The organism is Streptomyces sp. NPDC046866, assembly GCF_040704625.1.
Classification (GTDB): Bacteria; Actinomycetota; Actinomycetes; order Streptomycetales; family Streptomycetaceae; genus Streptomyces.
The window spans coordinates 483,804-495,309 of the sequence record NZ_JBEYXN010000002.1 but is presented as its reverse complement, the minus strand read 5'-3'; the positions used below and the strand labels follow the sequence as shown (position 1 = coordinate 495,309).

10 protein-coding genes and 1 tRNA gene are annotated in these 11,506 nt (G+C 75.0%); 7 read left to right on the top strand and 4 right to left on the bottom strand.

Translation table 11 applies throughout. The annotated features are described in order from the left end of the window. Nucleotides 1–294: 294 nt before the first annotated feature. Genes AB0953_RS05625 through AB0953_RS05605 form a run of 5 tightly spaced genes read left to right on the top strand, consistent with a single transcriptional unit; the run spans nucleotide 295 to nucleotide 4,516 of the window. Nucleotides 295–2,442, top strand: a complete 2,148-nt coding sequence (locus AB0953_RS05625; RefSeq protein WP_366858101.1) for an ATP-binding protein — start codon at nucleotides 295–297, stop codon at nucleotides 2,440–2,442. 41 nt (nucleotides 2,443–2,483) lie between these two features. After that, on the top strand, nucleotides 2,484–2,939 hold the full coding sequence (locus tag AB0953_RS05620) for a roadblock/LC7 domain-containing protein (RefSeq protein ID WP_366858185.1): 456 nt from the start codon (nucleotides 2,484–2,486) through the stop codon (nucleotides 2,937–2,939). Beyond that, nucleotides 2,939–3,355 (top strand): DUF742 domain-containing protein, encoded by a 417-nt coding sequence (locus AB0953_RS05615; protein WP_366858100.1) that lies wholly within the window; start codon nucleotides 2,939–2,941, stop codon nucleotides 3,353–3,355. The genes AB0953_RS05620 and AB0953_RS05615 overlap by 1 nt, the downstream gene beginning before the upstream one ends. After that, on the top strand, nucleotides 3,333–3,968 hold the full coding sequence (locus tag AB0953_RS05610) for an ATP/GTP-binding protein (RefSeq protein ID WP_366858099.1): 636 nt from the start codon (nucleotides 3,333–3,335) through the stop codon (nucleotides 3,966–3,968). Before AB0953_RS05615 ends, AB0953_RS05610 begins: the two co-directional genes overlap by 23 nt. After that, nucleotides 3,965–4,516, top strand: coding sequence for a GAF domain-containing protein (locus tag AB0953_RS05605; RefSeq protein ID WP_366858098.1), 552 nt, complete (start codon nucleotides 3,965–3,967; stop codon nucleotides 4,514–4,516). The genes AB0953_RS05610 and AB0953_RS05605 overlap by 4 nt, the downstream gene beginning before the upstream one ends. A gap of 122 nt (nucleotides 4,517–4,638) precedes the next feature. Here AB0953_RS05605 and AB0953_RS05600 read toward each other — a convergent pair whose 3' ends face one another. Both AB0953_RS05600 and AB0953_RS05595 read right to left on the bottom strand, forming a co-directional pair. Further along, entirely contained in the window at nucleotides 4,639–5,535 is an 897-nt protein-coding gene (locus AB0953_RS05600) for a transketolase (protein ID WP_366858097.1), read from the bottom strand. A gap of 12 nt (nucleotides 5,536–5,547) precedes the next feature. Continuing rightward, a complete protein-coding gene (locus AB0953_RS05595; protein WP_366858096.1) occupies nucleotides 5,548–6,249 on the bottom strand; it encodes a transketolase in 702 nt (233 codons plus the stop codon). A gap of 145 nt (nucleotides 6,250–6,394) precedes the next feature. On the opposite strand from AB0953_RS05595, the gene AB0953_RS05590 reads away from it, so the two are divergent. Together AB0953_RS05590 and AB0953_RS05585 are read left to right on the top strand one after the other, a co-directional pair. Continuing rightward, nucleotides 6,395–6,468: transfer RNA gene (locus AB0953_RS05590), tRNA-Pro, on the top strand. A 541-nt stretch (nucleotides 6,469–7,009) separates the two neighbouring features. Continuing rightward, complete coding sequence (locus AB0953_RS05585; RefSeq protein WP_366858095.1) at nucleotides 7,010–7,909, top strand: formylglycine-generating enzyme family protein; 900 nt, start codon at nucleotides 7,010–7,012, stop codon at nucleotides 7,907–7,909. 89 nt (nucleotides 7,910–7,998) lie between these two features. Here AB0953_RS05585 and AB0953_RS05580 read toward each other — a convergent pair whose 3' ends face one another. Both AB0953_RS05580 and AB0953_RS05575 read right to left on the bottom strand, forming a co-directional pair. Further along, nucleotides 7,999–10,239, bottom strand: coding sequence for a sulfatase-like hydrolase/transferase (locus AB0953_RS05580; protein WP_366858094.1), 2,241 nt, complete (start codon nucleotides 10,237–10,239; stop codon nucleotides 7,999–8,001). Between the two features lie 189 nt (nucleotides 10,240–10,428). After that, nucleotides 10,429–11,487: a LacI family DNA-binding transcriptional regulator gene (locus AB0953_RS05575; protein ID WP_366858093.1), complete on the bottom strand. Its 1,059-nt coding sequence runs from the start codon at nucleotides 11,485–11,487 to the stop codon at nucleotides 10,429–10,431. Nucleotides 11,488–11,506 lie beyond the last annotated feature (19 nt).

Below are 11,506 nucleotides of genomic sequence, written 5' to 3'. Positions count from 1 at the left end.
GGCGGAGCCCCCGCCATACGGCCCACGCCTGGGGCGGACCGCGCGGCCGGGGCGGGGAGTGCGAGCCGCCGCTCGCCGGAGGGTCCTGCTCGCCCCGCAGGGCCGCGGCCCCGAACACGCGCTCCCGGCGGATTCGGGCGGCCGTACGAGCGCTCCCGCGGGAGCGGGAAGCACCCCGGTGAAGTTCCCCAACTGGCTGTCAGCAGCGGGATCCTGCGGTCTAGCGTGGGTATCCGGTGATCAACACCGGGCCCCGGAACCCCTGGTGGCCCGGGCCCCACGTAGAGGACGCCGATGTCCGGACTCCGCGCTGCCCGCCACGCCCCGTCGAGACACGCCGCCACCGGTCCCGGGCGGCAGATACGGCCCCAGCTGGTGCGCGCCGCCGTGCTGCCCACCCTCGCCGCCGGTCTCAGCGGAGCCGCCGCGGTGATCTTCACCCTGCAGCTCGGCGGCGGCTCCGGCCACCGTGACGCCCGGCTCTGGCCCGTCCTCCTCGGCTGCGCCCTGCTCGCCGTCGGCGCCCTCGCCGCCGCCCTGCTCGGGGCCCAGCGCTCAGCCAAGGCCGTACGGGACCGCTGCGAGGCCCTGCGCCGCTCCAGCGTGCGCGGCCGCCAGGAGCTGCGCGCCGCCGCCGACCGGCTGGAGCGGGGCGAGCCCCCGCCCCGGCCCGTGCGCGGCGGCCCGACCGCGCCGCCGCCCGGCACCGACCCCGAACGCGTTGACGAGTTCTGGCTGCTCTCCCAGGAACTGCGCGGCGCCCGCGAGCTCGCGCACACCACCCTCGTCCGGCTGGCCGGCCCCGCGGCCCCCTCCGACAGCGACCGCAAGGTCGAGGTCTTCGTCAACCTCGCGCGCCGCCTGCAGTCCCTCGTGCACCGGGAGATCTCGCTGCTCGACGAGCTGGAGGACACCGTCGAGGACCCCGACCTGCTCAAGGAGCTCTTCCACGTCGACCACCTGGCCACCCGGATCCGCCGCCACGCCGAGAACCTCGCGGTCCTCGGCGGCGCCGCCTCGCGCCGCCAGTGGACCCGGCCCATCGACCTGAGCGAGGTGCTGCGCTCGGCCGTCGCGGAGGTCGAGCAGTACACGCGGGTCAAGGTCGTCCCACCCGCCGGGGGCACGGTCCGCGGCCACGCCGTCGCCGACGTCGTGCACCTGCTGGCCGAACTCATCGAGAACGCCACGGTGTTTTCCGCCCCCGACACCGACGTGGTGGTGCGCGCCGAGCGGGTCACCGCGGGCATCGCGGTCGAGGTGGAGGACCGGGGCCTGGGCATGCCGGCGGCCGAGCAGCACCGGATGAACGCCCTCCTCGTCGACCCCGACCAGGTCAGCGTCCGGCACCTGCTGGCGGACGGGCGGATCGGCCTGTTCGTGGTCTCCGCGCTGGCCCGGCGGCACGGGATCGCCGTCGAGCTGAAGTCCAACATCTACGGCGGCGTGCTCGCGGTGCTGGTCCTGCCGCAGGACCTGCTGGGCGCGCAGGCCCCCGGCGGCGCCGACGCGGTGAACGGCTCGCGCGCCACCTCGTGGGGGACCGGCCAGGGCTCGGGCACGCCGCCGTTGGAGCCGGTCCGGGTGAGCGTGCCGCGGCCCGCCCCGTCCGCACCTGGGCCCGCGGCACCCGCGGCACCCGCGACCCCCGCGGCACCCGCGGTGGCCTCTGCGCAGCACGTGCCGCCCCCGGCGCCCCCGGTCTCCGCGGCAGGCGCCGCCGGGGGGTGGGACGCCGATCCGGCGCCCCTCCGGGATGCTGGGCGCACCTGCCTGCCCGATCCCGCCGAGCCGCCCTTCGCGCCCCTGCGGGAGGCCCGTCCGGCCGATGGCCCCCGCGACGGGGGAGCTGCCCGGGACAGGGCGGCCGACGCCTGGTCGCTGTACTTCCGTGGTACGGGTGGCGCCCCCGCCCCCGCCTCCGGCGCGCCGGGGGACACGGGTCCCGGTGCCGTACGCAGCCCCGGGCGGGCCGTGGCGGCGGACCCCGCCGGGGAGAGCGCCCCGGCCCCGGCCCCGGCCGCCGAGCCGGTCCCCGGCCGGGACGGCGAGCCGCGGACTGGTGCGGACGGCGTGTCCCGAGCGGCCCGCACCCCGGGCCCCGGCGCAGCCCCGGCCCCCCGCACGGCCCCCGACCCCCGCACCGCCCCGGACCCCCGCACCGCCCCGGACCTCGGCACCGCCCCGGACCTCGGCCGGGTTCCGGCACCGCGGCACACCCCGGACCGGCCGGCCGTGACCGTACCGGCGGCGCGGACGGACCCCGGCCGGCCGCCCCTGCCCCGGCGGCGGGCCCAGTCCCACCTCGCGCCCGAGCTGCGCGACGCCCCCGCCCCCCGGCGGGCCGACGCACCCGACGCACCCGTCCACGACCCGGGCCTGATGGCCGCCTTCCGGCGGGGCTTCGGCCTCGCCCAGTCGCAGGACGAGGCACGACCATGACCCCGACCCCCACCCCCCACCCCGGCAAGGAGCGCACCACCATGGGCGGCGAAACGGCCACGACGACCAGCCGGCTCTCGGATCTCGACTGGCTGCTCAGCGGCCTGGTCCAGCGGGTCCCGTACACCCGCAGCGCGGTGCTCCTCACCGCCGACGGCCTGGTCACCTGCCGCCACGGCCTCGACGCCGACAGCGCCGACCACCTGGCCGCGCTCGCCTCCGGCCTGTACTCCCTCGGCCGCAGCGCCGGATCCCGCTTCGGGGACGGCGCCGAGGTCCGGCAGGTGGTGGTCGAGCTCGACACCGCCCTCGTCTTCGTCTCCGCCGCCGGATCCGGCACCTGCCTGGCGGTCCTCGCGGACCGGGAGGCCGATGCGGGCGTGCTCGGCTACGAGATGGCCATGCTGGTCAAGAGCGTCCGCCCCTACCTGGCGGCCCCGCCGCGGCGCCCCCTCGCCGCCGACCCGGACCCGGCCGCGGACCGGGCCCCGGAGTGATGCGGGCCCGCACCGCGCCCGGCCGCGGTAACCCCCGCGACGCCGTGCCCTGGCTCGACGACTCGGCGGGCCGGGTGATGCGCCCGTACACGGCCAGCGGCGGACGCACCCGCCCCGCCGTCGCCCTGGACCTGCTGTCCCGGGTGACCGCGACGGGGGTGCGGCCGCGCACCGCCCTCGGCGCCGAGCACACCCTGGCCCTGCGGCTGTGCGCGGGCACCGCGGCCGTCACCGTCGCCGAGGTGGCCGGGCACCTGCGGCTCCCGGCCGTGGTGGTGAAGGTGCTGCTGTCCGACCTGATGGAATCGGGGGCCGTCACGGCGCAGGCGCCGCGGTTCCCCGGCGGCTCCTCCTTCGCCGCCGACGACCTCTCCCTGCTCCGGGCGGTGCTCGATGGCCTACGCAGACGACTGTGACACCCGCACCGCCCCCCTGCCCGCGACGCTCAAGATCCTGGTCGCGGGCGGGTTCGGGGCGGGCAAGACGACCTTCGTGGGCGCGGTGAGCGAGATCGAGCCGCTGTGCACGGAGGAGCTGCTCAGCGGGTTCGGCGAGGGCAGCGACCCGCTGGACGGCGTCGAGCGCAAGGCGACCACGACCGTCGCGCTCGACTTCGGCCGGATCACCCTGGACGAACGGCACGTCCTCTACCTGTTCGGCACGCCCGGCCAGCAGCGCTTCTGGTTCCTGTGGGAGGAGCTGTGCCTGGGCGCGCTCGGCGCGGTGGTCCTCGCCGACACCCGCCGGCTCGCCGACTGCTTCCCGGCCGTCGACTTCTTCGAGCGGCGCGGGATCGGATTCATCGTCGCCGTCAACGAGTTCGACGACGGCCACCGCTACACCGCCGAGGAGGTCCGCGACGCGGTGGGGCTCGGACCGGAGGTGCCCGTCGTACGGTGCGACGCGCGGCTGGCCGGCTCCGGCAACGGGGTCCTCGCGGCCCTCGTCCAACACCTGCTGTTCACGGCGGCATCCGCCCCGGCGGCAGACAACTCAGCGAAGTCCTCGGATTGGGGGGAACGGCCATGACGTACTACGAGTCGACCGGACACCTGCTGCTCACGCCGGTGGACCGGGAGGCGCCCGCACGCGCCGTCCGGCTGCGCGAACTGGGCCTGGGGGAGCGGGCGGACCCGGAGCTCGACGCCTTCGCCCGGCGGGTCGCGGGCGCGCTGGACGCGCCGTACGCGGGGGTCAACTTCGTCGGCGAGGAGCGGCAGTTCTTCGCCGGTCTGCACCACACCCCGGACGCCCCGGTGGGCGGCTACCCGGCACGGGTGCTGCCCCGCGACCACGGATACTGCCCGCACGTGGTGGTGCGGCGCAGGGCGCTGGTCCTGGAGGACGTGCGGGACTTCGCCCGGTTCGCCTGCAACGCGGTCGTCGACGAGTGCGGGGTGCGCTCGTACGCGGGGGCCCCGCTGACCGACGCACGGGGGATGGTGCTGGGCACGGTGTGCGTGGTGGACCTGGAGCCGCGCCGGTGGGGCCTGCAGGGGCTGGCGTCCGTGAAGTCCCTGGCGGCGGAGCTCGTGGACCTCATCCAGGCGCGCGAGGAGACCCTGCGGGCCGGCTGAGCGCCGGGGGCGGCACCGGGGCCGCGGCACACCCGGGAGGACGCGGCGACCGCGCCCTCCCGGGCCGGCCCTTCCCCGGCGGGGCCGCCGCAGGAAGGCGCGGTCACCGCACGACGGCCCGGTCACCGCAGGAAGGCGCCGATCCGCTCCCGCAGCCCGCGGGGGTCCAGGCCGTGCGCCTCGGTGTGCTCGTCGACGGTGCCGTAGCGGCGCAGCTCGGCCCGGCCCACGCCGAGCCCGAGGACGCGGTGCGGCACCTCCACCAGGGCGTGTGCGGCGGCCTGCGCGGAGGTCCCGGCCAGGTAGGGCTCGACCAGCACCACGTCGGCGGCCGCGCCGCCCACGGCCCGGTGCAGCGCCGCGTCGTCGAAGGGCCGCACGGTGCTCGCGTACAGCACCGTCACGTCCAGGCCCTCGGTCGCGGCGAGGACGTTGTCGAGCAGCGGGCCGACGGCGACGACCACGCCCCGGCTCCCCTCCCGCACGGTCCGCATCCCCAGCCCGGCCACCGGCTGCGGCGTCGCGTTCGACTGGAGAGACAGCCGGACGTACACCTTCTCGTCCCCGGCGGCGTACGCATGGCGCAGGAGGGCCTCGGCCTCGTCCGGGTGCCCCGGCACGTGGACGGTCCAGCCGTCGAGGGTGTCCAGCAGGGCCACGTCGCCCGGGGCCATGTGGGTGAACCCGCCGGCCGGCCAGTCGTAGCTCGCGGCCGCGCTGACCAGGACCCCGCCCGTGCCCTGGTGCCCGAAGTCCAGTTTGACCTGCTCGAAGGGCCGCTCCACGAGGAAGCTGGCGAAGGTGTGCATGACCGGCCGCATCCCGGTGAGGGCGAGCCCGCCGCCGACGCCGACGAGCAACTGCTCGCGGATGCCGACGTTGACCACGCGGTCCGGGTGGCGCCGCTGGGCGGGCCGGAACCCGTCCATGGAGATCTCGGCCAGGACCAGGGCCAGCCGCGGGTCCCGGTCGAGCTCCCGGGACGTGACCGAGATGAACCTGTCGCGCATGGTGTCCATGACGCTACCCCCTCATGCCTTCTTCTCGACGCGGGCGACCACGGCGTGCGGCCGGCCCGGATGCGGTGCGGTGTACGCGGCGTGCAGGGCCGCGTGGTCGCGCCCGTCCACGGTGGTCGCGGACCAGCCGGCGGCCTCGAAGCGGGAGGCGATCCCGCCCTGCCAGCCGTGGGTCGCCGAGGCGTTGTCGATCACCAGGGTGTGCAGCCGGTCCAGGCCGGCGGCGCCCGCGTACGCGATGGCCTCGTGGTTGCTGCCCTCGTCGAGCTCGGCGTCGCCGATCAGCACCCACACCGCCGGGTCCGTCAGCCCCTGGGCCCGCAGGCCCAGCGCACTGCCGACGGCCAGCGGCAGGCCGTGCCCGAGCGAACCGCTGGCTATCTCCACGCCCGGGATCAGGAGGCGGTCCGGGTGGTGTCCGAGCGGCGAGTGGTACGAGCCGAAGCCGCCGAGCCAGTCGACGGGGAAGAACCCCTTGGCGGCGAGCACGGCGTAGTACGCCATCGGGCCGTGCCCCTTGGAGAGCAGGAACCGGTCCCGCCCGGGATCCCCGGCCGTCCCCGGCCCGACCCGCAGCACCCGGTCGTAGAGCACCCACAGGGCGTCCAGGGTGGAGGTCGCCGCGGGCCCGTGCTTCTCGTCGCCGGTCATCAGCGCCATGAGGCGGTTCAGGTCCTCGTAGCGGAACTCGGATTCCGCGGTTGCGTGCGTCATGAAAGGATCATGCAACCTCAAGCGCGCTTGAGGTCAACAGCCGCCGGCGGCGACCCCCGGGGAAACCTGCGCGCGACCACCCCGGGAAGTGCGGTATTGTTCTCGTGCGCGTTCGGCGAGGGGGAAACCCCAGGTCAGCGGGCATCGGGACGTGGCGCAGCTTGGTAGCGCACTTGACTGGGGGTCAAGGGGTCGCAGGTTCAAATCCTGTCGTCCCGACTCGAAAGAGTCGCAGGTCAGAGGCCGTTTGGGAGCAATCCGAACGGCCTCTTGATCGTTTTTGGGCACCGGTTGGGACCGGTTGGGGGATCGGCGCAAGGCGACCGAAGCTCCAGGTGCTCACCGTGGGTGATCAGGTGAGGGCACCGTGCGCCGGGCGGGTGATGCCCGTTGTCCCTGCAGCCCCGCCGTCGCAGCAGGGACACCACGGCGTCCGCCATTTCATCTGCCGTACATGGAACGGCGGTTCCGCTTCATCTACTCTCGTCGCCATGGCAGCAGGAATCCCTCCTGCGCGCCGCCCCGTCGACCAAGGGCGCACGGCGAGCGCCCTGGGTACGGCCGCCCCGGCGCGGGGTGTTCTCCGGCCGCCCCGCCCACAACCACGGCGTGCGCAACAACCAGTCTCCGTACGCGATCCCCGCCCTGGCCGCCCGGCTCGCCGCCGACCGCGCGGCTCGACCCACACCACAGAGTCGCCGGCCGGGCGCCCCTACCGCGGGGGGTACGCCCGGCCGCCCACCGTCCCGACGGAGCCGCCATGTCCGATTGCTGCACCCCCGGCCACGCCCATGCCCCGACGCTCACCCTCGCGCCGCCGCCCCCGGCGCCCCCGGCCTCCCGGGTGGCCCGGCAACTGATCACCCTGCCCGGCGGCAGCTTCCTCATGGGCACCGACGACCCGGAGGGCTTCCCGGCGGACGCCGAGGGGCCGATCCGCGAGGTGGCCGTGGAGCCCTTCCGGATCGCGGCCACGGCCGTGACCAATGCCCAGTTCGCCACCTTCGCCAAGTCCACCGGCTACACGACGGAGGCCGAACGCTTCGGCTTCTCCTTCACCTTCGGGGCCTTCCTCGCCGACGAGGTCGCCGCGGTCTCCCCGCCCGTGGCGGCCGTCCCCTGGTGGCGGGCGGTGGAGGGGGCCAGCTGGCGCCACCCCGAAGGGCCCGGTTCGCATGTCACCGACCGGCAGAACCACCCCGTCGTCCACGTGTCCTGGCACGACGCCCAGGCGTACTGCGCCTGGTCCGGCACCCGCCTGCCCACCGAGGCCGAGTGGGAGTACGCGGCCCGCGGCGGCCTGGAGCAGCGCCGCTACCCATGGGGCGACGAGCTCACGCCCGACGGCCGCCACATGTGCAACATTTGGCAGGGCGAGTTCCCCGTGCTCAACACCGGTGCCGACGGCTACGTCTCCACGGCCCCCGTGAAATCCTTTCGGCCCAACGGCTTCGGCCTCTACAACACGGTCGGCAACGTCTGGGAGTGGTGCGCGGACTGGTTCACCCCCGGCGAGGAGACGTCCCGCGCCATGCGCGGAGGCTCGTACCTCTGCCACGACTCCTACTGCAACCGCTACCGCGTCGCCGCGCGGAGCTCGAACACGCCCGACAGCTCGACCGGCAACATCGGCTTCCGCGTGGCCGCCGACCTCGCCTGATACGGTCCGCCCGCACACCCGCCGGCCACCGACGAAGAGGCCGTTTCGGAGTGATCCGAAACGGCCTCTGGCATGGCGGGCGCCGGAGGTCAGGACACGGTGACCCGGGCCAGGGCCCAGGAGGTGTGGTCGAACGACGTGCGGTTGTTGGCGTCCTCGACCACCAGACGCAGGACGCGGACGCCCCGTACGTCGACGTCGACCGCGACCGGGCCGGTGGCCGCCGTGAGGGTGGGGGTGGTGAGGAGCAGGCGGTCGTCGCCGTAGACCTTGGCGCGGGTGGCGCCGAGGGTGCTCTGCTTGGCGGAGAAGTCGTCGATGCCGACCAGGGAGGTGAACCGTACGGCGGCGCCGCCGAGGTGGTAGGCGATGTCGCTGGGCGCGTGGACGCCCAGACCCTTGGGGTACGTCGTACCGCCGAAGGAGATCAGCGGGCCGTCGCCGGCGGCGCTCTTGCCGTTGGAGGTGTCGAGTTCCACCGGTCCCCAGCCGTTGGCGGCGCTGATCCAGGTGAGGTCGGAGAGGTAGGAGTCGCGCGTGGGGGCGGGGGGAGGGGTCGGGACGGTGCCCGTCGCCGGGTAGCGGACCGGGCCGGCCGGGATGAGGGCGGTGCCCTCCGCGGTGAGCTCCCACGCGGTCGCCGGTGCGGCGTCCACGGGAGGGGTGACCTGCCAGGAGGCGGTCAGCCGGGCGCCGACGGCGAGCTCCTCGGCCGTGGTCGCGGAGGCGGGGGCCACGGTCCATCCGGCGGGGGTGCGCAGGGCGAGCCCCGCGGTGGTCCAGGGCCGTGCGGACCCGTTGTCCAGGGTGGCGGTCACGGTGAACGCCTGGCCGGGGACGGCAAGGGGGGGCAGCGTCAGGCGGGTGCCGAACGGCGTGCGCGGATAGGTGTCCTTCCAGGAGGAGCGCATCAGCGCCACCAGTTCCTGGGCCGTGGCCGGGTACTTGTCGATGACGTTGTGGGCCTCGCCGAGATCGGATGCCAGGTCGTACAGCTCTACCTGCCACTTGTCGTCGGGCAGGGCGTGGTCGCGTTCGGGGGCGAAGCGCACGGCCTTCCAGTTCTCCCGGCGGACGGCCTCGGCGAGCCAGGTGGCGCGCTTCTTGTCCTGGGCGTTGGCCCGGCTGGTGACCCCCCATTCGTCGCGGAACCAGTACAGGTGCCCGTGGCGCGCCGAGTCGGCGCTGCCGGAGAGCAGGGGAGCGGCGGAGAGCCCGTCCACGTCGGTGGGGGCGGGGGCTCCGCCGAGCTCGGCGAGGGTGGGCAGGACGTCGGTCAGCGGGGTGGGGCGGTTGCTGGTGCCCCGCTGGACCCGGCCGGGGCCCCAGGCGATGAAGGGGACGCGTACGCCGCCTTCGTAGAGGTTGCGCTTGTAGCCGCGCAGCGGGCCGTTGGCGTCGAACAGGTCGGGGTTGACCCCGCCCTCCTCGTGCGGGCCGTTGTCGCTGGTGACGAGGACGACGGTGTCCTGCTCCAGGCCGAGGTCGCGGAGCCGGTCGATCACCTTGCCCACCAGCGAGTCGAAGTAACCGACCTGGGCCGCGTGGCCCTTGTCCGCAGCCGGCCAGCTCTGACCCGCATAGGCGCCGGTGTCGGGGATGTCGCTGGGCGCGTGCGGGACGTTCGGGGTGAGCAGGAGGAGGAACGGCTCGGAGGCGTGGGCGTCGATGAACTCCAGGGCGTGCTGTGCGAGGAGGTCGGGGGCGTACACGGCCTTGGCTCCGCCGGCGTTGGCGGGGATGGGCTCCTTGACCGCGTTGTGCCAGAGGTACTCGGGGTAGTACTGGTGGGCGTGGCTGTGGTCGATGTAGCCGTAGAACTCCTCGAAGCCGCGGGCGGCCGGATGGCTGTCCTGGCCTGCGGCCTCCGGTCCGAAGCCCCACTTGCCGATCACGGCGGTCCGGTAGCCGCGCGCTCGGAGCACCTGGGCGAAGGTGGTGTCGGTGGCGGTGAGCGAGCCCTGGCCCCCGGAGGAGGGGTTGGCGCGGACCGTGGAGTGGCCGGTGTGGAGCCCGGTCAGCAGGGAGCAGCGGGAGGGTGCGCAGACCGCAGCGGTGGAGTAGGCATCGGTGAAGCGGAGCCCCTCGGCGGCGAGCCGGTCCAGGCGGGGGGTGGTGATCAGCTTCTGGCCGTAGGCGCCGAGTTCGCCGTAGCCGAGGTCGTCGGCGAGGACGACGATGATGTTCGGCAGCCGGGGGCCGGAGCCGTCCGCCGTGTCCGGGGCCGTCACCGCGGGCACCGCCTGGGCCGACCCGGTGGCGGTGGCGGTGGCGGCGGTCAGACCGAGCGTCGCGGTCGAAGCGGCCAGGAAGGTACGGCGGCTGGGCATGGGTCCTGCTCCTCGGATGCGGGTACGACCGGGCCGGGTCGGGCCCGGCGTCTGTTGATGGTGCGCGGAGGAGCCGCACCAGGGCCATGCACAGAGCATGAAGAACGTGTGACAGCATCCGAGTCGGCGGTGGCGTCGACGACACGGACGTGCCGTTGCACGACGCCTGGCGGTGCGGCCGGAAGGGCGTCAGGACGGGTCGTGCGCATCGAACGCCCGCCCGGTCCGTGGCGCGGCGGGCGGGAGTTCGCCGGAGCCGCGGACGACGAGGCGGGTCGGGACGGTGACGGTCCGGGCCCGGGTGCGGTCGCCGTCGAGGCGGGCGAGGGCGAGTTCGGCCGCGGCGGCGCCGATGGCGGCAGGGTCCTGGGCAACGGCCGTGATGCCGGGCTCCAGCACCTCCGCGAACGGCAGGTCGTCGAAGGAGACGAGGGCGATGTCGCGTCGGCCGGCGCGGGAGAGGCCGAGCACGGTGCCCATGGCGGAGAGGTTGTTGGCGGCGAGGATCGCGGTCGGCGGTTCTGCCTGCCGCAGCAGTCGGACGGTGGCTTCCGCGGCCTCGGTCTGGGTGTGGCCGTCGACCACCAGCGAGCGGTCGTAGGGCAGGCCGGCGGCCGCGAGTGCCTCCCGGTAGCCGGCGAGGCGCTCGCGGCGGGTGAACAGGCTCACGGGGCGGTCGCCGACGAACGCGATCCGCCGATGGCCGCCGGCGATCAGGTGGGCCGTGCCCTCCCGGCACCCGTCCCGGTTGGAACTGACCACGCAGTCGGCGGTCAGGCCGGCGCCGGGCCGGTCGAGGAAGACCACCGGCACCCCGCTGCTGCGGGCCGTGCGCAGGTGGGCGTGGTCGGCCCGGACCGTGGGCGCCACCATCAGGGCGCTGACCCGGCGGGCCAGGAAAGTGGTGGTCAGCGCCCTTTCCCGGTCGGGGTCGTCCGCGCTGGAGCCCATCAGGAGGGTGAGGCCGCGGGTGCGGATCGCGTCCTCGATCCCTCCGGCGACGGTGCCGAAGAACGGGTTGCCCATGTCGGGGATGATCAGCCCGACCGTGGTGTCCGGGCCGCCGGTGCGGATGTTGCGGGCCATCAGGTTCGGCTGGAAGCCGAGCTTCTCGACGGCCGCCAGGACCTTCTCCCGCGTCTGGGCCGAGGTCGGGCCGTCGCCGTTGAGGACCCGGGAGACGGTCTTGGCGCTGACGCCGACCTCCTGGGCCACATCGTGCAGCGTCGTACGACGGGGCGCGGCCATGTACCCACCTTCGCCAGGC